Source organism: Burkholderia sp. 567 (assembly GCF_040545115.1).
In the GTDB taxonomy this organism is placed as follows: Bacteria; Pseudomonadota; Gammaproteobacteria; order Burkholderiales; family Burkholderiaceae; genus Burkholderia; species Burkholderia ambifaria.
In genome coordinates, this window is sequence record NZ_JBEPLG010000002.1 from 194,733 (window position 1) to 218,416 (window position 23,684).

Annotated in this window: 23 protein-coding genes; 5 read left to right on the forward strand and 18 right to left on the reverse strand. The window is 67.2% G+C overall.

What is annotated here, in order from left to right; translation table 11 throughout:
- Positions 1-40 precede the first annotated feature (40 nt).
- Positions 41-1,639, forward strand: a complete 1,599-nt coding sequence (gene ahpF / locus ABIC50_RS06315) for an alkyl hydroperoxide reductase subunit F (RefSeq protein ID WP_354162408.1) — start codon at positions 41-43, stop codon at positions 1,637-1,639.
- Positions 1,640-1,753: 114 nt separating this feature from the next.
- On the opposite strand, the gene ABIC50_RS06320 is transcribed toward ahpF, so the two are convergent.
- From ABIC50_RS06320 to ABIC50_RS06345, 6 genes are all read right to left on the reverse strand, one after another.
- Positions 1,754-2,593 (reverse strand): extensin, encoded by an 840-nt coding sequence (locus ABIC50_RS06320; RefSeq protein WP_354162412.1) that lies wholly within the window; start codon positions 2,591-2,593, stop codon positions 1,754-1,756.
- Between the two features lie 193 nt (positions 2,594-2,786).
- The gene (lpxO, locus tag ABIC50_RS06325) at positions 2,787-3,686 is read right to left on the reverse strand and encodes a lipid A hydroxylase LpxO (RefSeq protein WP_354162415.1); all 900 of its coding nucleotides are present in this window, start codon (positions 3,684-3,686) and stop codon (positions 2,787-2,789) included.
- A 208-nt stretch (positions 3,687-3,894) separates the two neighbouring features.
- Positions 3,895-4,449 (reverse strand): carboxymuconolactone decarboxylase family protein, encoded by a 555-nt coding sequence (locus ABIC50_RS06330; protein WP_175722210.1) that lies wholly within the window; start codon positions 4,447-4,449, stop codon positions 3,895-3,897.
- Between the two features lie 25 nt (positions 4,450-4,474).
- On the reverse strand, positions 4,475-5,809 hold the full coding sequence (locus ABIC50_RS06335; protein WP_354162418.1) for an aspartate aminotransferase family protein: 1,335 nt from the start codon (positions 5,807-5,809) through the stop codon (positions 4,475-4,477).
- Between the two features lie 15 nt (positions 5,810-5,824).
- Positions 5,825-6,874: a C45 family autoproteolytic acyltransferase/hydrolase gene (locus tag ABIC50_RS06340; protein WP_354162421.1), complete on the reverse strand. Its 1,050-nt coding sequence runs from the start codon at positions 6,872-6,874 to the stop codon at positions 5,825-5,827.
- Positions 6,875-7,149: 275 nt separating this feature from the next.
- A complete protein-coding gene (locus ABIC50_RS06345; protein WP_354162424.1) occupies positions 7,150-7,521 on the reverse strand; it encodes an MAPEG family protein in 372 nt (123 codons plus the stop codon).
- 305 nt (positions 7,522-7,826) lie between these two features.
- Between ABIC50_RS06345 and alr the strand changes: the two genes are divergently transcribed.
- On the forward strand, positions 7,827-8,948 hold the full coding sequence (gene alr / locus ABIC50_RS06350) for an alanine racemase (protein WP_354162427.1): 1,122 nt from the start codon (positions 7,827-7,829) through the stop codon (positions 8,946-8,948).
- A 133-nt stretch (positions 8,949-9,081) separates the two neighbouring features.
- On the opposite strand, the gene ABIC50_RS06355 is transcribed toward alr, so the two are convergent.
- The 6 genes from ABIC50_RS06355 to ABIC50_RS06380 all read right to left on the reverse strand — a co-directional run bounded on the left by ABIC50_RS06355 (position 9,082) and on the right by ABIC50_RS06380 (position 15,071).
- Positions 9,082-9,876 (reverse strand): enoyl-CoA hydratase, encoded by a 795-nt coding sequence (locus ABIC50_RS06355; protein WP_354162430.1) that lies wholly within the window; start codon positions 9,874-9,876, stop codon positions 9,082-9,084.
- 97 nt (positions 9,877-9,973) lie between these two features.
- Positions 9,974-10,339, reverse strand: coding sequence for a response regulator (locus tag ABIC50_RS06360; protein WP_006759394.1), 366 nt, complete (start codon positions 10,337-10,339; stop codon positions 9,974-9,976).
- A 35-nt stretch (positions 10,340-10,374) separates the two neighbouring features.
- Positions 10,375-11,334, reverse strand: a complete 960-nt coding sequence (locus ABIC50_RS06365) for a chemotaxis protein CheX (RefSeq protein ID WP_165752868.1) — start codon at positions 11,332-11,334, stop codon at positions 10,375-10,377.
- A 22-nt stretch (positions 11,335-11,356) separates the two neighbouring features.
- Positions 11,357-11,941 carry a hypothetical protein gene (locus ABIC50_RS06370; protein ID WP_354162433.1) on the reverse strand — a complete coding sequence of 195 codons (585 nt, stop codon included), beginning with the start codon at positions 11,939-11,941 and terminating at the stop codon, positions 11,357-11,359.
- Positions 11,938-12,678: a methyl-accepting chemotaxis protein gene (locus tag ABIC50_RS06375; protein WP_354162436.1), complete on the reverse strand. Its 741-nt coding sequence runs from the start codon at positions 12,676-12,678 to the stop codon at positions 11,938-11,940. The genes ABIC50_RS06370 and ABIC50_RS06375 overlap by 4 nt, the downstream gene beginning before the upstream one ends.
- Before the next feature lie 2 nt (positions 12,679-12,680).
- Positions 12,681-15,071, reverse strand: a complete 2,391-nt coding sequence (locus ABIC50_RS06380) for an MCP four helix bundle domain-containing protein (protein WP_354162438.1) — start codon at positions 15,069-15,071, stop codon at positions 12,681-12,683.
- Between the two features lie 57 nt (positions 15,072-15,128).
- Between ABIC50_RS06380 and ABIC50_RS06385 the strand changes: the two genes are divergently transcribed.
- Positions 15,129-15,554 carry a hypothetical protein gene (locus ABIC50_RS06385; protein ID WP_354162440.1) on the forward strand — a complete coding sequence of 142 codons (426 nt, stop codon included), beginning with the start codon at positions 15,129-15,131 and terminating at the stop codon, positions 15,552-15,554.
- A 12-nt stretch (positions 15,555-15,566) separates the two neighbouring features.
- On the opposite strand, the gene ABIC50_RS06390 is transcribed toward ABIC50_RS06385, so the two are convergent.
- Together ABIC50_RS06390 and ABIC50_RS06395 are read right to left on the reverse strand one after the other, a co-directional pair.
- A complete protein-coding gene (locus tag ABIC50_RS06390; protein WP_354162443.1) occupies positions 15,567-15,974 on the reverse strand; it encodes a type II toxin-antitoxin system VapC family toxin in 408 nt (135 codons plus the stop codon).
- On the reverse strand, positions 15,971-16,213 hold the full coding sequence (locus ABIC50_RS06395; protein WP_011658485.1) for an antitoxin: 243 nt from the start codon (positions 16,211-16,213) through the stop codon (positions 15,971-15,973). Before ABIC50_RS06395 ends, ABIC50_RS06390 begins: the two co-directional genes overlap by 4 nt.
- Before the next feature lie 261 nt (positions 16,214-16,474).
- On the opposite strand from ABIC50_RS06395, the gene ABIC50_RS06400 reads away from it, so the two are divergent.
- On the forward strand, positions 16,475-17,173 hold the full coding sequence (locus tag ABIC50_RS06400; RefSeq protein WP_354162445.1) for an alpha/beta hydrolase: 699 nt from the start codon (positions 16,475-16,477) through the stop codon (positions 17,171-17,173).
- Positions 17,174-17,217: 44 nt separating this feature from the next.
- Here the strand turns inward: ABIC50_RS06400 and ABIC50_RS06405 are convergent, their stop codons facing one another.
- Both ABIC50_RS06405 and aspA read right to left on the reverse strand, forming a co-directional pair.
- Positions 17,218-18,711 carry an amino acid permease gene (locus ABIC50_RS06405; RefSeq protein WP_354162448.1) on the reverse strand — a complete coding sequence of 498 codons (1,494 nt, stop codon included), beginning with the start codon at positions 18,709-18,711 and terminating at the stop codon, positions 17,218-17,220.
- A 103-nt stretch (positions 18,712-18,814) separates the two neighbouring features.
- Entirely contained in the window at positions 18,815-20,221 is a 1,407-nt protein-coding gene (gene aspA, locus ABIC50_RS06410) for an aspartate ammonia-lyase (RefSeq protein ID WP_006750132.1), read from the reverse strand.
- Positions 20,222-20,377: 156 nt separating this feature from the next.
- On the opposite strand from aspA, the gene ABIC50_RS06415 reads away from it, so the two are divergent.
- Positions 20,378-21,352, forward strand: a complete 975-nt coding sequence (locus tag ABIC50_RS06415; RefSeq protein ID WP_175673921.1) for a LysR family transcriptional regulator — start codon at positions 20,378-20,380, stop codon at positions 21,350-21,352.
- 83 nt (positions 21,353-21,435) lie between these two features.
- On the opposite strand, the gene ABIC50_RS06420 is transcribed toward ABIC50_RS06415, so the two are convergent.
- Both ABIC50_RS06420 and ABIC50_RS06425 read right to left on the reverse strand, forming a co-directional pair.
- A complete protein-coding gene (locus ABIC50_RS06420; RefSeq protein WP_354162451.1) occupies positions 21,436-22,500 on the reverse strand; it encodes an asparaginase in 1,065 nt (354 codons plus the stop codon).
- A 151-nt stretch (positions 22,501-22,651) separates the two neighbouring features.
- Positions 22,652-23,674, reverse strand: coding sequence for a DUF2891 domain-containing protein (locus tag ABIC50_RS06425; protein ID WP_175702259.1), 1,023 nt, complete (start codon positions 23,672-23,674; stop codon positions 22,652-22,654).
- Positions 23,675-23,684 lie beyond the last annotated feature (10 nt).

Consider the following 23,684-nt stretch of genomic DNA (forward strand, 5'->3'; position numbering starts at 1 on the left):
CGTGCCCGACCAGAATTATCAATACGGAATCCGAAACGCCATGCTCGACGCCAATCTCAAGAATCAACTGAAAGCGTACCTCGAAAAGATCACGCGCCCGATCGAACTCGTCGCGTCGCTCGACGACAGCGCGAAGTCGCAGGAACTGCTTGCGCTGCTCAACGAGATTGGTTCGCTGACGTCGCGCGTGACCGTGACCGAACGCCGTGACGACGCCGAGCGCAAGCCGTCGTTCTCTATCGGCGAACCCGGCAAGCCGGCAGGCATCCGCTTCGCCGGCATCCCGATGGGCCATGAATTCACGTCGCTCGTGCTCGCGCTGCTGCAGACGGGCGGCCATCCGATCAAGCTCGACGACGACGTGATCGAACAGATTCGCGCGCTCGACGGCGACTACGCGTTCGAAACGTATTTCTCGCTGTCGTGCCAGAACTGCCCGGAAGTCGTGCAGGCGCTGAACGTGATGTCGCTGATCAACCCGCGCATCCGCCACGTCGCGATCGACGGCGCGCTGTTCCAGAACGAAGTCGAAGCGCGCCAGATCATGGCCGTGCCGACGATGTTCCTGAACGGCGAATCGTTCGGCCAGGGCCGCAGCAGCGTGAAGGAAATCCTCGCGAAGCTCGACACGGGCGCCAGCGCACGCGCCGCGAAGTCGCTCGACAACAAGCCGGTGTTCGACACGCTGATCGTCGGCGGCGGCCCGGCCGGTGCGGCCGCCGCGATCTACTCGGCGCGCAAGGGCATCGCGACGGGTGTCGTGGCCGAGCGTTTCGGCGGCCAGGTGCTCGACACGATGGCGATCGAGAACTTCGTGTCGGTGCAGGAAACCGAAGGGCCGAAGTTCGCCACCGCGCTCGAGCAGCACGTGAAGCAGTACGACGTCGACATCATGGACGTGCAGCGCGCCGACGCGCTGATTCCGGGCGACGTGCACCAGATCCGCCTCGCGAACGGCGCGGTGCTGAAGGCGAAGACGATCATCCTGGCAACCGGCGCGCGCTGGCGCGAAATCAACGTGCCGGGCGAGCGCGAATACCGCAACCGCGGTGTCGCGTACTGCCCGCACTGCGACGGCCCGCTGTTCAAGGGCAAGCGCGTCGCGGTGGTCGGCGGCGGCAACTCGGGCGTCGAGGCCGCGATCGACCTGGCCGGCATCGTGAAGGAAGTCACGCTGCTCGAATACGGCGCGCAACTGCGCGCGGACGAGGTGCTGCAGCGCAAGCTGCGCAGCCTGCCGAACGTGACGATCGTCACGCAGGCGCAGACGACCGAGCTGACCGGCGACGGCAGCAAGCTGAACGGGCTCGTCTACAAGGATTTGCGTTCGGGTGAAGCGAAGCGCGTCGATCTCGAAGGCGTGTTCGTGCAGATCGGCCTCGTGCCGAACACCGAATGGCTGAAGGGCACGATCGAACTGTCGAAGCACGGCGAGATCGTCGTCGATGCACGCGGCGCGACGTCGGTACCCGGCGTGTTCGCGGCCGGCGACGTGACGACGGTGCCGTTCAAGCAGATCGTGATCGCGGTCGGCGAAGGCGCGAAGGCGTCGCTCGGCGCGTTCGATCACCTGATCCGGCAGGACGTGACGCCGGCCACGGCCGACGCGCCGCAGGCCGAAGAAGCGATCGCCGCGTAACGCGCGACGCACCGCCCGGATTCGTCTCTCTTGGCCCCGCATGCCCTGGTCGGCGTGCGGGGTCTTTTTTCATCCGGCGTCGTGCGGCGCGGTGCGAGCGCACCGGCACCGTTCTCACTGGGCCGCGGCGGGCGCGGCACTCGCCGATGCGGGCGCCTTGAAGCTGCTCGACTGCCTGACCAGCTGCTCGGTCATCGCGGCGGCAACCGCATTCCCGCCGGCCGACGGACGCGCGCGATCGACGCTCGGCGTCGCCACGTATTGCGGCGGCGGCAACGACGGATCGAGCTTTGCCGATTCATGCACGAGCGCAGCGGTTTCCGGCGTTTCGGATTTCGTGCCGGACGGTGTGGTCGCGTGCCGTTCAAGCCCGTCGCGCTTGCGCTCCGCGCGTTGGGCCGGCTGGGCTTGCTGACTCGGGCGGCTCGCCTGTGCCGCCTGGACTGGCGGTGTCGACTGCACGGGTTGCGCCGTTCGTGCCGCTGGTTGCGGTTGTGCGGCTTGTCCCGGGGCCTGCGGCGTCGCGGGCGTAGGCTTGGCTTTCGCTGGGGTCGAATCCTCCGGCTCGACCGTCACGACGTGAACGGTCGGCGGCGGCGCGGCCGGTTTCGCGGGGGGTGCCTGCCCGGCGATCACCGGCACGACGGCGGTGGATGGCGCCGCCGCGTTCGTGCGCGCGGGAGCCGCGGCTGGCGGCGGCACCGCCGCTCGTTGCGGCACGGCGTCGTCGACGTGCGGGGACGGCACCGCCACCGCCGCCGGCGGCGCGATCGTCCCTTGTGCGGTATGGTCCTCGTTCGCGGCGGGAACGGCGGCGGCAGGCGCTGCGGCATCGCCGATGCCGGCCTCCGCGATCGCGCGGTGGTCGTCGCGCAGCAGCATCACGTAGCCACTGCCTGCCGCAGCCACCAGCAGTCCGCCGACGATCATCAAAGTCTTTCGGGTCCTTCTCATGCTTGCTCACCGATCTTATCGACGTGAACGAGCCATCATACGCGTGGGTTCGCGGCAGATCCCGCATGAATACATTTGGTTGCATTGATGCGGGCGCAGCGCGGGCGCAGCGCCGCGGGTAGCGCCGGCTGGGCCGGACCGATGCCGCGCCGCCCTATCCTCAGACGGTTCGACACCCCCTGCTCGCGCCCCATCAGAGGCAGAAGATCGCGACCGCGATGCCGCCGAACAGCGCCCACTTGACGACGTAGTACACGGTGCGATTCCACGCCTTCAGCCGCTTGCCGGCGCGGCGAATCGCATACAGGTACTTGAATGCATGATTGAGGCCGCCGGTGCGGTCGCCCGTTTCGTTCGGCGACGCGGCCGCGCGCATCAGCAGTTGCCCGAACGCATCGTTGACGCGCTGCGCCCAGCGATATTTCATCGGCCGGTCGATGTCGCAGAACAGGATCACGCGATCGTGCGCGGTGCGATTCTCGGCCCAGTGCAGATAGGTTTCGTCGAACATCACGGCCTCGCCATCGCGCCATGCATACGACTCGCCGTCGACGACGATCCGGCACGCGTCGTCATTCGGCGTGTCGAGCCCGAGGTGGTAGCGCAGCGAGCCCGCATACGGATCGCGATGCAGCCCGAGCTTGCCGCCCGGCGGCAGCTGCGCGAACATCGCGGCCTTGATCGACGGAATCCGCGACAGGATCTCGACCGTCCGCGGACACAACGCCTGTGCGGACGGATGCGGCGCGTCATACCACTTCAGGTAGAAGCGCTTCCAGCCGTTGCGAAAGAACGAATTGAAGCCGATGTCGTTGTACTCGCCCGACGCCTTGATCCGGCTGGCATCGCGCAACGCGAGCGCTTCCTCGCGGAAGGTCCGCCATTCGCGCTGCAGCACCGCGAGTTCCGGAAAGTGCCGCGGGTCGAGAAACGGCGTGGTCGGCACCGAAGAGAACGCGTATGAAAAGCAGTTCAACGGCGCGGTGAAGGTCGAGTGATCGGATAGTTGCCTGAACAACCTGTGCCGAACCTTGCCGCGCCGGTGCGTATGAATCACACACGCAATGAACACGATCAACATGACCCACCGCATCGATACATCCCCCGTAAGCGTTTTGCAGAAATTCTAGGTACGGGGAAAATTTTCTGCGCTGACGCGTAGGCGCTGCGATGTGCGTCAGCAAGACGCGGCGAGGATGTCGATCGTGTCACGCCAAAACGCCGAAAAGCCCGTGCTGACGGGCTTTTCGGCGCAATCGGACTGCGCGCGTCGCATCCCTCGACGCACGCGTATGCGGCGATTATTCCGGAAACGGCAAATCAGTTTGTCCGTCTGCGCGCATACCGAACGTGTTGAGCGTCATCGCGACGAGCGCGTAATAGCCGAGCAGCGCGACGAGGTTGACGACGGTCTCGTGGCCGAAACGCGCCTGCGCGCGCGCGAACGTTGCATCGCTCACGCGTTGCGTGTCGTACAGCTCGGTCGCGAATGCATGGATCAGCGCATCGTCGTCCGATTCGAACGCCGGCGTGACGCCGCGCCGGATTGCATCGGCCGTCGCGGCCGGCACGCCGGCATCGAGTGCGATCGGATAGTGGATGTGCCACTCGGCCTGCGAGCGCCAGCGCGCGGCGGTCACGAGAATCGCGAGCTCCGACAGGCGCAGCGGCAGGCCCGTGCGATAGCGGCAGAACGCGCCGAGCCGCTGCGCGTGCTGGGCAAGCTCGGGGCTCGCGATCCAGCCGAGGAACGGCCCGTTCAGGTTGCCGCGCGGGCCGCTGAGGATGTCGGCCAGCACGGCCTTCTGTTCGTCGGTGGCCGATGCGGGATCGAAGGGAGGCAGTCTGTCTGTCATGGTCGGGACTCGGTGAGGTCGTGGTTCACGCGCCGGCCGATGCGAGCGCCGCATCGATCGCGCCGGACAGCCGTTCGACAATGGTATCGATCTGCTGCGCGGTGCAGACGAACGGCGGCGCGATCAGGATGTGATCGCCGTTCACGCCGTCGATCGTGCCGCCCATCGGATACACCATCAGGCCGCGCTGCATCGCCTCGCGCTTGACCGCCGCATGCAGCTTCAATGCGGGATCGAACGTCGCCTTGCTGTCGCGATCGCGGACGAGCTCGACGCCGACGAACAGCCCGCGGCCGCGCACGTCGCCGACATGCGGATGCGCGCCGTAATGCGCGCGCAGCGACGCACGCAGTTGCTCGCCGCGCGCCTTCACGTTGTCGAGCAGTTTCTCTTCGGCGATCACCCGCTGCACCTCGAGCGCGGCCGCACAGGCGGTCGCGTGGCCGAGATACGTGTGGCCGTGCTGGAAGAACCCCGAGCCGTCGACGATCGTCCGGTAGATGCAGTCGCTCACCAGCGTCGCGCCGATCGGCTGGTAACCCGCGCCGAGCCCTTTCGCGATCGTCAGCAGATCGGGCGCGACTTCGTCCTCGTCGCATGCGAACAGGTAACCCGTGCGCCCCATCCCCGACATGATTTCATCGAGAATCATCAGAACACCGTACTTGTCGCACACCGCGCGAATCTTCTTCAGGTAGGTACGCACCGGCGGCACCGCGCCGGCCGTCGCGCCAACCACCGTTTCCGCGACGAACGCCGCGACGTTTTCCGCGCCGAGTTCGACGATCTTCTGCTCGAGCTCGTCGGCCAGGCGCTGCGCATACGCTTCGTCGGTTTCTCCCGCATGCTGGTCGCGATACGCATAGCATGGGCTCACGTGGTGCGCTTCGATCAGCAGCGGCAGGAACGGCTCGCGCCGCCATGCGTTGCCGCCGATCGCGAGCGCGCCGAGCGTGTTGCCGTGATAGCTCTGGCGGCGGGCGATGAAGTGACGGCGCTGCAGCTCGCCCTTCTCGACGAAATACTGGCGCGCGAGCTTCAACGCGGCTTCGATCGCCTCGGACCCGCCCGACACGAAATACACGTGTTCGAGGCCGGCGGGCGCTGCGTCGACGAGCCGGTCGGCCAGTTCCTCGGCTACGTCGGTCGTGAAGAACGACGTATGCGCGTACGGCAGTTGCTGCACCTGCCGCTTGATCGCGTCGATCACGCGCTGGTTGCTGTGGCCGAGACACGAAACGGCCGCGCCGCCGCACGCGTCGATGTAGCGTTTGCCGGTCGAATCGATGATCTCGATGCCGTCGCCTGCGACGGCGACGGGCAAGGTCGCGCGTGGAGCGCGATGGAAAACGGTCGTCATGCGTTGCCTCATGGATCAGGACGCGCGGCGCGCGTGCGCGGATGGCACGATGCGCGTCGCGAAGCGCTGCGTGCCGTGTTGATGGATGGTGAAGTCGATCGCTGCGTCGCGAATGGCGAACACCGCGGTCGCCAGCGTGTTCTCGTCGTCGGGATCGGCCGGATCGTCGCGATAGATCGGCAGCCCTTCCGGTGCGCGATCGCCGAGCACGTGCAGCAGCGCGGCTTCGTCGATCGTGTCGATGCCCGGTGTCAGCGCATCGACGCGGCGCTGGCGATCGCCGGACGATTGCGTGACGATCTGCGCTTCAGCTTCGCAGCCGGGATGCACGAGATGGTTGGCATGGCCAGCAAGCCGCGCGACGTCGACGACCGAGCACCGCGCGACGCTCGCCTCGATGCTCAGCAGCCGCGCATCGCCGGTCGCGCCGAGCGTGTGGTGAAAGCCGCTCGCGCGCGCATGCGTGCGCAGCACGTCGGCGGCCGCATCGAGCGACGTCGCGTCGAGCACCGCGCGCGCGAGGATCATCCGCGGCACGCCGGCCGCCGGCGTCAGGATCCGCAGGTTGTTGATCGCCTGCGCGATGCCCGCGCGGTTCGCGGCGAACGTATGCCCGGACAGCGAGCCCGGGTAATAGAAGCTGATGAAGCCCGGCTTGCCCTGCGGCTGCACGTCGACCAGCAGGCAACGCTCGCGCAGGTACGGATCGCCGTCCTCGTTGTGCGCGATCCAGCGCGTGCCATCAGCATCGCGCGCGGCGAGTGTCGTGCAGCCGTCGGGCGCGTTGTGGATCAGTTCGCCGCGGCAGTTCCACAGGAAGATGTCGGCGGCCGGCCAGCCGACGCCCGCCGCGATCCCGTCCAGTTCCGCGACGAGATCGGGGTATGCGGCGCGCGCCGCCTGCCGCAGCGCGGCGACGAACGGATGGCCGCGCCAGCGGCGCACGGCCTGCCATGCGCTGCTCTGCTGCATGTATTCGTCGAACACAGGCCGGGCAAGCTCGCCGAGGCGCACGCCGATGTCGAACGGCGTGCCGGCGATGACGGGGGAAAGGGAAAGCGGCATGTCGCGTGGTTCGGTTTCGTTCAGGACACGTGGTTCAGGAATGCTTTGTTCGCCGCATGATCGGGCGATGTAAGCGGCCGGCTGTCGAGGGAAAGACGAGGTCGGCCCGCACCGCAACATGCGATGTTGAATTAAACATTAACGCAACATGTGTTGTCAATGCGGGTACTACGACAACAACATGCTGAACGGTCAACGCATCGAGAGAAACCCCGCGCCGGCCGGGGGGATAAATCGGAGAAAACGAGGCGCGAGCTCCGCCCTTCACGCCGCCGTCACGGCGCCGCGAAGAACAGCGCGACGACGCACACCATTCCGCCGAACCACACGAGCGAGCGCAGCGCCGCCCAGTTCAGCAGGTACATCAGCGTGTAGGCGACGCGGATCGCGACGAACCCCATCGCGATCTGGTCGACGTGGTGCGCATTCGCGCCGTTGTGCCAGGCGACCACCAGCGCGGCGGTGAACAACGCGAGCGCTTCCCACGCATTCTGGTGGGCGGCCTGCGCCCGCGCGCGCCATCCTTCGAGCTTCGCCAGGTACTCGCGCGGCGTGTGGTTGTCGTAGCCCTTGCGGCCCTTGACCAGGAACGTCAGCGGGAACGGCAACAGCGCGACGATGAACAGGCACAGCTGGGACGTGGTCATCCAGGTCTCCTCCTTTATGATTACATTGATCAATGACAGGGTCGCGCAGAGCTTAGCATCGGGCCGTGCTGTTCGGGCACCGGTTTTCTAGACGGGGGACTCGGCCGTGCGCGATGCTGACGCCCGCGGCAGCACGGATCCGGCACCTAAAATTCCACCAAATCACCGATAAATACGTTAATTAAAACTGGTCGAACACCAATAAGATAGCGCTCAACACTGGCTTGGCGCATCGCCGCGCCACTCTGCCCGACCGGCGCCGCACCGCCGCGCGCGCCGAACGACTTTTCGACCCGAGCCTGCCCATGCCCCGTCCCATCGTCGCCCATGTCCGTCCGGACGCCGTCCGCCACAACCTCGACTTCATCCGCCGCACCGCCGCGCAATCGCGCGTGTGGGCCGTGATCAAGGCCAACGCATACGGTCACGGGATCGAACGGATCTATCCGGGCCTCGCGGCCGCCGACGGCATCGCGCTGCTCGATCTCGACGAAGCCGTGCGCGTGCGCGAGCTTGGCTGGGACAAGCCGGTGCTGCTGCTCGAAGGGATCTTCGAGCCGGCGGACGTCGAACTGGCCGATCGCCACCGGCTGACGGTGGCCGTGCACTGCGACGAACAGCTCGACCTGCTGATCGCCGCGAAGCCGCGGCAGCCGGTCGACATCCAGCTGAAGATGAACTCGGGGATGAACCGGCTCGGCTACCGGCCGCACGCGTTCCGCGCCGCGTGGGAACGCGCGGCGGCCGCGCCGTCGATCGGCAAGATCACGCTGATGATGCATTTCGCGAACGCCGACGAAGGCGAAGTCGACTGGCAGCTCGATCAGTTCGATGCGGCCACGGCCGGGATTCCGGGCGAGCGCTCGGCATCGAATTCGGCGGCCGTGCTGTGGCATCCGCGCGCGCACCGCGACTGGGTGCGGCCCGGCACGATCCTGTACGGCGCGTCGCCGACCGGCGCGGCGCGGCACATCGCCGACACGCCGCTGATGGCCGCGATGATGCTGACCAGCAAGATCATCGGCGTGCAGACGCTCGCGCCGGAAGAGACGGTCGGTTACGGTCGCCGCTTCACCGCGGACCGGCCGATGCGGATCGGTGTAGTCGCGTGCGGCTACGCGGACGGCTATCCGCGCCACGCGCCGACCGGCACGCCGATCGCGGTGGACGGCGTGATGACGCGCGTCGTCGGCCGCGTGTCGATGGACATGCTGACCGTCGACCTGACGCCGTGCCCGAACGCGGGCATTGGGTCGAGCGTCGAGCTGTGGGGCGATCAGGTGAAGGTGGACGATGTCGCGGAAGCCAGCGGCACGATCGGCTACGAGCTGATGTGCGCGCTTGCGCGCCGCGTGCCGGTCGTGATCGTGCCGCCGGGCGCGTCGGCGGTGCAGCCGGTGCTGCGTACGGGCAGCCACGGGCGTTGATGGCGGTCACGGCGGTCACGGATGCGGCGGCACGCTGTCGTGTCGTGGCGCATCCGGATCCATTTGCGGGCCGCGTTGCAAGCGGCCCGTTTGTTTTTGCGGCGTGCTCGGAACGCAGGCGAACGAGGCCGCGCTACGACCGCCACGTCGGCTTGCGCTTCTCCAGAAACGCATCGATCCCTTCGCCGGCATCCTCTTCCATCATGTTGCGCGCCATCACGTCGCCCGCATACGCATACGCTTCGTCGAGCGGCAACTCGCGCTGTCGGTAGAACATCTGCTTGCCGTAGCGCACCGCGGCCGGGCTCTTTGCGACGATCTCCGCGACCTTGCGCGCGACAGCCGCATCGAGCGCGTCCTCGGGCACGGACTCGTTGACGAGCCCCCACGCGGCGGCCGTCGCCGCATCGACGAAACGCCCGGTCACGAGCATGTCGAACGCGCGCTTCGCGGTGACGTTGCGGCTCAACGCGACGGCCGGCGTCGAACAGAACAACCCGACGTTGATGCCCGACACGGCAAAGCGCGCGGTGTCGGCCGCAATCGCGAGGTCGCACGCGGCGACGAGTTGGCAGCCGGCCGCCGTCGCGATCCCCTGCACGCGCGCGATCACCGGCACCGGCAATGCGCGCATCGCGAGCATCACGCGGCTGCATTGCGCGAACAGCGTGCGGTAGTAATCGAGTTCGGGCTTGCCGCGCATCTGCCGCAGGTCGTGGCCCGCGCAGAACGCCTTGCCCTGCGCGGCGAGCACGACGCAGCGCACGTGCGGATCGGCGGCCAGCGATTCGAACGCGTCGTGCAGGCTCGCGAGCATCGCCTCCGACAACGCATTGAACTGCTGCGGTCGGTTCAGCCGCAGCGTGACGACGCCGTCGTGGTCTTCACGCAGCAGGATGGGTTCCTCTGAAGCGGGATTCGAGTCCATGACGCCCCCATTCGAAAAAACAACGATGCGATAACGCACCAATATAGTCCAACGGGGAGGTCCGTGGAGCCGGTTTCCGCGCCGGCCCGGCCGCGCTTCAGCCCGCGAGCTTCTTCAGCGCGTCGAGCACCGCATCGCCCTTGAACGGCTTCACGATCCAGCCCTTCACGCCGGCCGCCTTGCCGCGCTCCTTCATCGCCGGGCTGCTTTCGGTCGTCAGCATCACGATGTTGACCGACGCGTTCGCCAGTTCGCCGCGGATCTTCTCGACCATCGTCAGGCCGTCCATGTTCGGCATGTTCACGTCGCTGATCACGAGGCGCACGCCGGGCGTCGCCTTGAGCTTCGCGAGCCCATCCTTGCCGTCCACCGCTGTCGCGACGTCGAGCCCGTGATTGCGCAGGAAACCCGCGACTTCATCGCGCACCGTGCCCGAATCATCGACCACCAGAATCTTTGCCATGCCGTGTTCCCCTTTCGTTGTGACTACTTCAACATTCAAAACAGTTCGAGTTCGCCCGATTCGACCATCGGCCCCACGTCCTGCACCGATTCGCGGAAATCCTCCGGCGACCAGCTCAGGCTGAACACGAAACGCTGATCGAGCTGCACCGACCGCCCCGATGCGCGGTCGGTCATCCGGTACTTGAAACAGAGCTGCGGACAGTCGCCGCCGAACGAAATGAACTTCTGCTTGTGATTGACGACGAGCGGCACCTGCACCGGATGGCGCGCGAGTGCCTCCGCGTCGCCGAGATAGCGGTTCTTGAACGCGCCCCACACGAGGTTGGTCAGCTCGCCGAGCAGGCTGTTCACGTCGCGGAAATCGGGCGCGCGGCCGTCGTCGCGCGTGCCGCCGATCATGTCGAGCAGCGGCTGCTCGCTCGTCTGCAGCAGCATGTAGCCGCGGCACCACGCGCTTTCGAGCGCGATCAGGCTGAACACTTCGCCGAAGATGATCTGGTCGCGCACGATGCACGGCGTGTCGCGCTCGATCGTCATGCCCGGAAACAGACTGTCGAGCCGCGCCTCGGTGATCTCCGAGATGCCGCGCACGAGCGCGTTCGGATAGTCGCGGCCGAACAGGTATTCGCCGATCGCGCGCGCGAGCGGCGTCATGTCGTCCGCGACGTAGGCCGCGCACGCGACGCGCGCGAGCGCGTCGGGCAGCCCGTCGCGCGACGCGTCCGACGCACGGCGCAGGATGATCGGCAGCTCCGGCCGCAACGCATCGATCTGCGTCGCGACGATCGCGCTCTCGGCCGGCGAGCCGCCGTAGTCCTCGGCGAGCAGGATCGCGCCGAGATCGATGTTCGAGCGCAGCACCTTCAGCAGCCGGTTGCGCCGCACGGTCAGGCCGACGAGGTTGTGCTCGTCGCAGAAGCGCTTGATCGTCGCCGCATGCGCGGGGCTGTCGTCGAGCACGAGCACCTTGCTGACGGGTTGGTCTACGGTCATCTCGTGAAGCCCTCTGAATCGGTCAAAACAGTTCGAGCTCGCCGCCCGTGTCCACGCTCGCCGCTTCCGGCACGTGGAAATCGACGGGCGCGTTCGCGCACACGCACAGCGTCGCGCCGATCCGCACGTCGCCGTCGAGCGTCACGTCGTACGCGGCCACGTGATCGGGATGCAGCGCCGGCAGGTAGTCGATGCTCGCGCCGCTCAGCAGGTAAGGCGTCGACATCCCGAGATCGGGGAACGGCGCGGTCAGCGCCTGGTTGATCGCGCCGCAACACAGGTTCGCGACTTCCATGAACGCCTCGGGTAGCGGCCGCTGCGCGCTCGCGCCAGATGCGGCCGCGGCGAAATGACGGCGCGTCGGCGCATCGTCGCGAAAGCGCAGCGCAAGCAGCAGCCGGAAATGCAGCGCCGAGATCGTCAGGACAACGACGTGCTCGGACACCGTCGGCGTCGTGCGCGACTTCATGCGCGACGGATCGTGCGACGCGTCGTGCGCCTCGCCCGCGGCCGGCCGGATCTCGCAGGCGCCGCCGGACGCGAGCCGCGTGCGCGCCGCATCGAAAAAGATCCGCTCGAAACCGGCCCGGGCCTGCGCGCTGATCACGCCGCCGCTCCTTCGAGCCGCGCATGCAGTTGCCCGGCGAGCGTCTCGAGCGTCGCCAGCGCGGCCGTGATCATCTTGCCGCCGGCCTGGATGTCCTGGAACGTCGCGGCCGTCACGAGATCGTTGCGGTTCAGGCTGTCGCGATAGCTGTTCGACAGTTGCTGCGAGCGCGCGGCGAGCCCGCGCACCTCGCTCGCGACGATCGAGAAGCCGCGTCCGGCCGCGCCCGCGCGCGCAGCCTCGATCGACGCGTTCAGCGACACGATCGACACGTGCGCAACGATCGCCGACAGTTCCTGGTTCTTCGCGCGCATGTCCTGGTTCTGCGTGGTCAGCGAGATCATCTGCTCGTGCCAGCGCTCGAACGTGCCGGCCAGCCCGCGCAACCGCGCCGCTTCGTCGGCGAGCTTCGTCGCCTGCTGCGCCAGTGCCGCGCGCTCGGCCGCGAGCGCCTGCAGCGCATCGCGCTGCTCGCCGGCGCCCGCCGCGTCGCGGGCGAGCGTTTCCTCGAACTCCGCCTCGCGGCGCGTCCACGCCTGCGCCGCTTCCGTCTGCGCGGCGACGGCTTCGGCGGCACACGCATCGGCCGCGCCGAGCGCATCGCGCAACGCATCCGCTTCACGCGTGAACGCGGCAACGAGCCGCGCTCGCGTGACGCGACACACGATCGCGGCGATTGCCGCGACCACCAGGCCACCCGCCAGCGCGGCGCCGATCGGGATCATCCATGCTTGCACGATCACTCCGCCGCGTCGACGTTCGCGATGCCGGCGCGCGCATGCGGCTCGGCGTGGTGTGCGGCGCCGTCCGCCGCGAAGCGCGCCGGCAGCGACACGATCGTCTCGAACGCGCGATACGGCGAGCCGACGCGATCGTCGGTGAAGCGCAGCGCGATGTCGCCGCCGTCGCGCTTCAGGAAGTTGCGCACCGCATCCATCCCGACGCCGCGCCCGGACACTTCGGTCACGGCACGCGCGGTCGAGAAGCCCGGACGGAAGATCAGTTCGGCCACCGCTTCGTCGGTCAGCGCGGCTTCGTTGCCGGTGTCGATCCACCCGCGCTCGCGCGCGATCCCGCGAATCCGGTCGAGCGCGAGGCCGCGGCCGTCGTCGCCGAGCACGAACCGCAGCGCACCGTTCTCGACGTCGACCGCGATGTCGATCTTGCCGGCCGGCGGCTTGCCGGCCGCGCGACGCTCGTCGGACGTTTCGATCCCGTGGTCGATCGCGTTGCGCAGCAGGTGCATGAACACGTTCTTCAGCGTCGCGCCGATCTCGCTGCGCACGCGATGGCCGTTGCTGTCGATATGCACGACGGGCGCCGGCTTGCCGAGTTCGGCCGCGAGCGACGGCAGCGATTCGATCACGCCGCCCAGCGCGTCGCCGATGCCCTGCGTGCCGAACTGGCTCAGCAGGCGGCGCACCGAATCGCGCGCCGCGAGCCAGTCGCCCGCGTTCGCCGGATCGGCGCCATCGAGCATGCGCAGGCTCTCGCGGATATGCGCGCGCTCGACCATCAGGTAGTCGCCGCCGCCCGGCCCCGCCGGCTCGCCGTGGCGGCCGAGCGTGACCGCGTTGATCGTCGCGTAGTGGTCGACCGCCTCGCGCACGCGGGCCAGATCGTCCATCAGCGCATCGCGGTTCCAGTCGGGGCCGCTGTCCGCGCGGCGCAGCGATTCGTATGCCTGCTCCGCTTCATGCACGATGTTGGTCAGGTGCTGAAGGCTGTACGTGCGCGCATTGCCCTTGATCGTGTGCATGTTGCGGAACAGCGCCGCGACGATCGAGTGATCCGCGCGTTCGTGCTGGCGGATCATCCGCTCGTTCTCGCTGAGGAAGCCCTTCGCGCTGTGCACGAAGTCATGGAACTTGTCCTGGCTGATCGACAGAATCTCGCCGATCATCTCGAGGCGGCGCTGCTGCTCGCCGGCCTGCGCGGTCAGCTCGCGGATCTCGGTCACGTCGCGCACGCACAGCATCAGCCGCACGACCGTGTCGGTCTCGTCGGTGATCGCCGACCAGCTCAGGTCGAGCCACTTCTCGCGGCCATCCGGCATCCGCTTGGCAACTTCGTTGACGAGCAGGTGCTCGTTGAACGCGAAGTTCATGCTGTCCTCGCCGAGGCACGCATGCACGGCCGCCTCCACCTGCGAGCGCGCGTCGGCGCCGATGCTCGACTCGTCGAACACGAGCGCCATCAGGTCGCGTCCGGCGATGTCGCTCGTCTCGAAGATGGTCTCGAGGTACGCCGAATACTCCGCATGCACGACGCCGCCTTCGACGACGGTCAGGATCCCTTGCTGCATGTTCTGCAGCATCGCCTGGATGTCGGCCGTCTTCTGCTTCAGTTGCGCGGCGTTCTCCTGGATCTTCTCGATCATCCCGTTGAACGCGACGATCGAATGACCGATCTCGTCCATCCGGCCCACCGGCACGCGGCGCGTGAAGTCCTGGCTCGTCGCAATCTCGCTCATCGCCGTCTGCATCCCGATCAGCGGGCGCGCGATCTGGCGGTACAGCACGAAGCCGAGCGCGGTCAGCAGCACGACGACGGTGCCCGCGACCGCCGCGATCGCGGTCGCCGTGGTCGACAGCATGCCGTTCAGCGCGCGGATCGCGTCGTCCTTCTGGCGATTCTTCTCGACGCGCAGCGTGTCGACGATGCTTTCGAGCTCGTCGCGATACTGCGCGACGTTCGCGAACAGGTACGCCTGCGCCATCTCCGGCTTGCCGTCGGCCTTCATCTTCACGGTGTCGTCGATCGCCGCGAAGTAATTCGTGGCGCTGTCGTTCGCCTGCGCGACGAGTCCTTGCTGCGCCTGCCCGACCGCCGACTTCGCCTGCGCGTCGAGCGCCGCGCGCAGTGCGGCCTGTTTTGCCTTCAGCTCGTCGCGCGCCTGCGCGGCGGTGTTCGCGTCGGGCGCGTACACCAGCGTCATCGTCGCGATCTGGATGTTCTTCACATCGGCGACGAGATCCGCCGACGCGAGCGCGCTCGGCACGATTCCCTGGGTAACCTGACGCACCTCGGACGCGCTCTTGCGCGTCTGGTACACGGCGTACACGCCGATCGCGGACAGCGCGAAAAACGTCAGGACGACTAGCAGCGTAATGCGATGACGGATGGTCATGAGTACAGCTCCCCGCAGCGATCCGGCTTCGATCGCCCTTTGGTCTATTGAAAGAATATGAGCGCCGAATTATCGGGGATGGTGTATGACTGTCCGATGACTGAAAATCAATCGGTCATTGAGGAAATCGCAATGGTCAATTGCGGCGAGGAAATCCTAAAGTTTTTCCTGGATCGGCCGTTAATCTCCAGCCTGTATGGCCAGCCTGGGCTGCCCGGCAGCGTACAACAAACGAATCCGGATATTTATTCTTCTATTCACGATCCGGCAATTCAATCCGGTCGAATACCGGTAAAACGTTTGCGCATTATCTTGCGAAGCGGATCGGTCATGCAGCCCTCATGCAGCCCTTTACGCACGATAGCGAATTCAATGACGCACGGCGTTTCACCGGCCCGGTCATCGCCGCTCACGGATCGAGCGCGATACCGCCCCTGCGAGCCCGGCCGCTCGCGATTGCCATCCGCGCCGATTGCCACATGACTTGCACTGCGGTCAGTTTTCGCGCGCCGCCGCGAGCCAATCCTCGACCTGCAACTCCGAAATCCGCTCAAACTCGCGCGTGTTGTGCGTGACAAGCACTAGGCGTCGCGCTCGCGCCTGTCCTGCGATCAATGCATCGTATGGCCCGATCGGTGTTCCCACCGCGGCCAGTTGCGCACGAATTTCGCCGGCATGCTGCGCATCTTCCGCATCGAACGACACGACCTCGAACTGAAGCCCCTCGACGCGTGCCAGATTCGCTGCCGCTCTCTGACTCTTGTACGCCCCGTAATAGAGTTCATGCGCGACGATCGCGGGAATTCCGAAATCTGCAGGTTGATGGCTACGCAATCGGGCCAGCATGGCCTGGTCGCCTTTCAGAATGGCGATTACCGCATGGGTATCCAGCAGAAACTTCATTCAAACACGTCCAGCCCTGGACGCTCTTGAGCGGCAGGCTCGGTTGCCGCGGCGGCCTCGAAATCGGCGTCAACCGGGCCGATCAACGGTGTCAGCCATGCCCAGTCTTGCGGCACCGGTTCGAGAATGACAGACGCGCCGTGCCGACGAATCCGGACCTCCGTTGTATCGAAGCGGAAATCCTTCGGCAAGCGGACGGCCTGCGATCCACCATGCTTGAAAATCTTGGCAGTCTCCATCTCCCCACCCCATGTATCTACAAAACGTATCTATTTTATCAACTATGGGTTGCGATGACGAGTCACCCGGCCGGCATATTGACCATAACCAGTCGCCTACCGGCAAATTTCCTCGTCCATGACACAAGTAGCTGCCCCCAATATTCGACACCGCGGGCCCGCATTCACTCCAGACAGGAAACAATCAATCGCCAGCCGGCGATTCACGTCGCCGTCCGCGCGTTCTAGACTGACGGCTCATTCCCCTACCGGACCCACGCGATGACCGACGTCCTGCCGCTGACCACCGACGCCGAATCCGGCCTCCAGTACCGGCTGCGCCCGGCCGCCGGCCGCCCTGCGGGCCGCCTGTTGCTGCTGCACGGCGTAGGCGGCAACGAAACCAATCTGTTGAATCTGGCCGGCACGATCGATCCGCGCATCGAAATCGCTTTCGTGCGCGGGCCGCTGACATTCGGCCCCAACCAGCATGCATGGTTTCCGGTGCGCTTCGGCCCGAACGGCCCGGAAATCGATGCAGCCCGCGCGGAGGCGAGCCGTGTGCAGCTGATCGCGCTGCTGCGTGCGCTGCGCGCGCCGGACGCCGACACCGGCGCGCCCGGCGTTTCCGACTTGCCCGCCGTGATCGCCGGTTTCAGCCAGGGCGGCATCATGAGCGCGAGCGTCGCGCTCACGTCGCCGGCCGACGTGGCCGCATTCGCGGTGCTGTGCGGGCGCATCCTGCCCGAGATCGATCCGCTGATCGCGTCGCGCGATGCGTTGAGCCGGCTGCACGCGCTGGTGATGCACGGCCGCTTCGACGACAAGCTGCCGCTCGCGTGGGCCAATACGGCCGACGCAAAGCTGACGGCGCTCGGCGTCGCGCACGACACGCGCCTCTACGACACCGGCCACGAACTCACCGCGCCGATGGCAGCCGACTTCAGCCGCTGGGTCGGCGCGCGCGTCGGATCGAACTGAGCGCAGCGGGCAGTCGACCCGCCCGTGCGCATCATCAGACATCCTCAGACGTTGCTCGCCGGATCGGCGATGGCCGGTGCGGCGCTTGCCCGCTCTCGCGCGGTACCGCGCTTCGCGAGCTTCCAGCCGATCACGAGCGCGAGCACGACCAGCGGAATCATCCCGACGGTCCACGTGCCGCCCGGGTAATCGAACGCCATCAGCACCAGCACGCTGACGAGAAACCCGAGCGTGAGCCATGACGTGAACGGTGCGCCGGGCATCCGGAACGACACGGGGCTCAGCTCGCCGCGATTGACCGCGCGGCGGAACAGGATCTGGCACATCACGATGAAGCCCCAGGTCGTGATGATCCCGAGCGACGCCATGTTCAGCACGATCTCGAACGCCTGCGCCGGCACGATGTAGTTGAGCGGCACGCCGATCGCGTTGACCGCGACCGTGACGAGGATCCCGCCGTACGGCACGCCGCGCGCGTTCATCCGCGACACGAAGCGCGGCGCCGAGCCACCCATCGCGAGCGAACGCAGCACGCGCCCGGTCGAATAGAGGCCGGAGTTCAGGCTCGACAGCGCGGCGGTCAGCACCACGACGTTCATCACCGTGCCGACGTACGGCACGCCGAGCTTGCCGAAGAACGTCACGAACGGGCTTTCGTGCGCGCTGTACGCGGTCCACGGCAGCAGCATCGTCAGCAGCACGACCGAACCCACGTAGAACAGCGCGATACGCCACATCACGCTGTTGATCGCCTTCGGCAGCACCTTGCGCGCATCGGCGGTCTCGCCCGCCGCGACGCCGACGAGCTCGATGCTCGCATACGCGAACACGACGCCCTGCACGATCAGCACCGCCGGCAGGATGCCGTGCGGAAAGATCCCGCCGTGATCCGCGATCAGGTGCAGCCCCGGCATCTGGCCGGCGACCGGATGGCCGCTCGCGAGGAACACGGCGCCGACCCCGAGGAACAGCGCGAGCGTGCCCACCTTCACGATCGAGAACCAGAACTCCATCTCGCCGAACACCTTCACGCCGATCATGTTCATCACCGACACGATGCCGAGCGCGCCGAGCGCGAACACCCACTGCGGCACGTCCGAGAACGCGGCCCAGTACTTCATGTAGATCGCGACCGCGGTGATGTCGACGATGCCGGTGGTCGCCCAGTTCAGGTAGTACATCCAGCCCGCGACGAACGACGCGCGCTCGCCCATGAACTCCCGTGCGTAGGACACGAACGCGCCGCTGGTCGGCCGGTGCATCACCAGCTCGCCGAGCGCCCTCATGATCAGGAATGCGAATATGCCGCACACGAGATACACGACCGCCAGCGCGGGGCCCGCGCTCTGCAGGCGGCCGCCCGCGCCGAGAAAGAGGCCGGTGCCGATCGCACCGCCCATCGCGATCATCTGCACGTGGCGCGGCTTCAACTGTTTCGCATAGCCGGCTTCGTGCGACGCGAACATCGCATCGCGCTCGGCATGACGGGGATCCGCGCCGCCGGCCGTGTCGGCCGGGCGCTCGCTGACGTGCTTCATGGTGTGTCTCCGTTTCTTGATGTGTTGCGCCCGTCGACGGGGCGCTGCGGTAACGGGCGCGCGCGGGCCGCCGGCGGCATGCGCCGGCGCCGCGCGGCCGGAATCAGTACGCGCGCGGACGGATCAGCGCTTCGGGCTGCAGCGCTTCGTCCAGTTGCGCGGCGGTCATCAGCGCGCGCTCAAGCACGACTTCGCGGATCGACTTGCCGCTCGCGTGCGCCTCGGCGGCCACGGCGGTCGCGCGCTTGTAGCCGATGTACGGGTTCAGCGCGGTCGCGAGCGCGACGGACCGCTCCATCGTGTCGCGCAGCCGCTCGGGGTTCGCGGTGATCCCGCTCACGCAGCGGCCCGCGAGCGTCGTGCAGGCGGCAGTCAGATGGCTGAAGCTGCGGAACAGCGCGCTCGCGATCACCGGCTCGAACGCGTTGAGCTGAAGCTGGCCGGCCTCGGCGGCGAAGGTCACCGTCAGGTCGTTGCCGAACACTTCGAACGCGACCTGGTTCACGACCTCCGGAATCACCGGGTTCACCTTGCCCGGCATGATCGACGAGCCGGCCTGCACCGGCGGCAGGTTGATCTCGCCGAACCCGGCGCGCGGGCCGCTCGACAGCAGCCGCAGGTCGTTGCAGATTTTCGACAGCTTGACCGCGATGCGCTTGAGCACGCCGGAAATCTGCACGAACGCGCCGCAGTCCTGCGTCGCTTCGATCAGGTTCGGCGCGGTGCTCAGGTCCAGGCCGGTGATGCGGCGCAGCGCGGCCAGCGCCTTCTCCGCGTACTGCGGATGCGCGGTGATGCCGGTGCCGATCGCGGTCGCGCCGAGATTGATCTCGCGCATCAGCCAGCCGGCTTCCTGCAGGCGCGCGATGTCTTCCGTCACCATCACTGCGTAGGTCGAGAACTCCTGGCCGAGCGTCATCGGCACGGCGTCCTGCAACTGCGTGCGGCCGAGCTTCAGGAGATCCGAGAACGCGTCGGCCTTCTCCGCGAACGCATCGCGCAGGCGCGCCATCGCCTCGAGCAGATGCTCGACCGCGAAGCAGGTCGCGATCCGGATCGCGGTCGGATAGACGTCGTTGGTGCTCTGCGCGAGATTGACGTGCTCGTTCGGATGCAGGTATTCGTACTGGCCGCGCGCATGCCCCATGATTTCGAGCGCGCGGTTGCAGATCACCTCGTTCGCGTTCATGTTGGTCGACGTGCCGGCGCCGCCCTGGATGATGTCGACCACGAACTGGTCATGCAGCCGGCCTTCGCGGATCTCGACGCACGCCGCGGCGATCGCGTCGCGATACGCGGCCGGCAGGAGGCCGAGCTCGCAGTTCGCATCGGCGGCGGCTTCCTTCACGGCCGCGAGCGCCATGACGAAGTACGGCAGCGACGCGATCGTGCGCCCCGAAATGTCGAAGTTCTCCTTGGCGCGCAGCGTGTGGACGCCGTAGTACACCTCATTCGGAATGCTTCGTTTCCCTAAAAGATCCGCTTCGACGCGAAAGCCGTTTGCCGTCATGGTGTCCCCTCCAGAATTGTCCCGTGCCGCCAACGGAAAACAGCTGCGCTCGCCGCTTCCCGGGACGACGGGATCGCATTCTATGCCTTTGCATAAAGAAGCTCGCTTATGTATTATCGAAAGCGGTTTTGCGTGGGACGCAACAATGAGAGACGAATGAAAGCCATGCCGAGAGACACCGGCCTCGATCACCTGGGCGCGATGCGCGCGTTCGTGCGCGTGGTCGAAATGGGGAGTTTTTCCGCGGTCGCGAAGGAGATGCACGTGTCGACGTCCACCGTCGCGCGCAAGATCACGGCGATCGAAGAGGCGCTCGGCGTCGCGCTGCTGCATCGCTCGACGCACAGCGTGACGCTGACCGAAGCCGGCCATATCTATCTGGAACGCGCGGTCACGCTGATCGCCGATCTCGACGACACGCTGCGCGTCGTCGCCGAGCTCAATGCGCAGCCGAGCGGCCCGCTGAAGCTCACCGCGCCGGTCGCGTTCGGCCGCCGCCATCTCGCGCCGCTGATCGCGCCGTTTCTCGCGCGTTACCCGACGATCCAGCTCGACGTGCGGCTCACCGACAACCACAACGACCTCGTCGCCGGCGGTTACGATCTCGACATCCACGAAGGCGAGAACTATCTGGACAACCTGGTCGTCCACCGTCTGTCGCGCAACGACAGCATCCTGTGCGCGACGCCCGGCTATCTCGACCGCTGCGGCCGGCCCGCGACGCCGGACGACCTGCTACATCACAACTGCCTGCGCTACGTGCATCCCGAAGGCGATCCGCGCTGGGAACTCGTGCGCGGCGACGCGCGGCACAGCGTGCTGCCGGCCGGCAACCTCGTCACCGATCATTCGGAGCTGCTGCTGGAGGCGACCTGCGCGGGGCTCGGCATCGCGGAGTTCGAGATCTGGCTGGTGCGCGACCTGCTCGCGAGCGGCCGGCTCGAAGCCGTGCTGCCGCGCTATCGGCTGCACAACAAGCTGACGGGCGAGCACATCTACATCGCGTATCTGGCGAACCGGCGCAGCTCGGCGAAGCTGCGCGTGCTGAAGGACTTTCTCGCGGACCAGCTCGCGCACATCGGCGAGCTGTCGGAAGTCGAGCTGATGAAGATTCGCGACGCGGGCGCTTAGCGGCCGCGCCGGTCAGCAGGCAGATACCGATGCCGCACGCATCGCATGCATGCGGCATCGACCTGTCGACGCGTTACCTACCCTCACGCAGGCTGCAATTCGAACGGGAACGTCGCGTGCCCGGTCTCGACGCCCTGCGTGTTCAGCATCCGCGGCCGGTGGAATGCAGCAAGCCGCGCGCGCTGCGCGTCCGTGCCGATCCGCAGCCGTTCGAGCAGTTCGCTGACCATCATGTACAGCACGTCGATGTTGCCGTCCTCGATCTTCACCGAGATGCCGAGCGCGCCGTCGGCGCCGAGTTCCCGCGTGCGCGCCGACGCGCGTATGCCGATCCCGTAGCACGCATCCGCGCCGAGCTTGCCGACGACCTGCCCTTCGAACGCGTCCATCAGCACCGTGCAGTAGCGCCCTTCTCCGGCGACCAGCTCCGGATGGGCCGTCATCGCATGATGAATGCGCGCCAGCGCGCGCACGCGATCGGTCGTCGCCGCGCCGCGTGCTTCCACCGTATCCGCGCCGTCGGCCAGCGACGCGTAAAGACGCGCGAGGCGGTCGAGCGGGAACGCCGGCGTCGGCAGGTTGCAGCCGTCGATCGCCCAGTCGACCTCGTCGTCGCGCAGGCCGCACGCGTTCGCGACCACCTGCTTCACGCGCACCTGCATCGGATGCTCCGGCAGATGGTAGTCGGCGATCGCGGCGCCGATCGCCCGCGCGCCGCCCAGCATCCCGACGTGCTTGCCCGAGCAGTTGCTGCACACGCCGGTCGGCGTGTAGTCGCGCTTGATCCACGAGCGGTACACCGCGTCCGACAGCGGCGCATGGCCGCCGCAGCGCAAATCCGACTCGTGCGCGTCGACCTTCGCCAGCATCGCCCGCGTGCGCGCGATGTGCCGCTCCTCGCTGCTGTGCGACGCACACATCAGCGCGATGTCCGCGTCGTCGAAACCGAACCGCTCCGGCGCGCCCGTCTCGATCACGGACAGCGCCTGCGCCGGCTTCGCCGCCGAGCGCGCGAGTGTCGTCCGGAACGGATCGCCGAGCCTGAACAGCAGCTTGCCGCCGGCATCCACCACCGCCACATCGGCGACGTGCGTGTTCTCGATCGCATTGCCGCGGTACGTGACGACCGCTGCGCGTTGGGTGTCCATCTTGTGCTGTCTCCTTCGTCGGGCCTGATTGCCGGGGCCCGTGCAACCGGTGCGGCAGTGTATCGATTCGTCGCCGGGTTGCGCCGCTCGGCCGATGGAAAGTGGTGTTGCGCCGGATGCAAAGCCGGCGCAGCAATCCCCGTCGAAGCGACTACGCGTCGAGCGCCAGCAGCGCGAACGTCGCGAGCCAGTGCTCGCCCATGTAGTCGCCGGCCACGTGCGCGAGCGCGCTCGCGAGATGCCGGTCGGCCGCATCGAGCAGCTTCGCGCGCCGCGCATCGCCTTCCGGCAGCGCGCCGGCAAGCGAGCGCTGGCACCACGCACGGCTCAGGTTCAACCCGTCCAGATGCGCGATCTTGCCGTCGCTGCGGTCGCTGACCGTCGCCGGCACGAACAGCGTCGCCGGCTCGCCGCGCGCGAGATCGGGCAGGAAACGCGCGAACCAGCCGTCGAATTCGCCGGCCGGCAGCACGCGCCGCATCAGCTCCGCCTCCATCAGTGCGGGCGACAGGAATTCGTCGCCCGACGGCTCCCACGCCTGGCACGCGACATCGCCCAGGTGCCAGCGTTTCGCCGTATCGACGATCAGCGCCGCGAGCCCGTCGCGCTGCGTCGCGCGCGCGAAGTCGAGCGTGAGCGCGAGCGCGAACGCGGTGTTGAAGTGCGTGCCGACGCGCAGCGGATAGGTCGCCTTCGGCAGGAAGGTCTCGAAGCGCGCGACGAACAGGTCGGTGAGCGGCGCCATCGTCTTCGCCCAGCGGGCGGCCTGCGGCACCACACCCTTCAGCGCGAGCCGCTCCAGCTGCGCTGAGAGCGCCAGCAGCCACGCCCATCCGTAAGGCCGCTCGAAGCCGCTGTTGTGCGGCAGCGCGAGGTACGCGCGTTCGCCGGCGACATTCGCGTCGGTGAAATGCGCGTCGACGACGGCGATGATCCGCTCGGCTTCCGGCAGCGCCGGATAGCGTTCGAGCACGCGCAGCAGGAGCCAGTAGCCGTGCACGCACGAATGCCAGTCGTAGCTGCCGTAGAAGATCGGGTGCAGCGCGCGCGGCCCCTGCACGTCGTGCGGGCCCTCGAGCGAATGCGTGAGCTTGTTCGGATATTCGCGGGTCAGGTGCGCGAGCGCGAGCGACGCGAATTTCGATGCGAGTTCGGGAGTCAGTCGGTCGGTCATGGGCACCTCG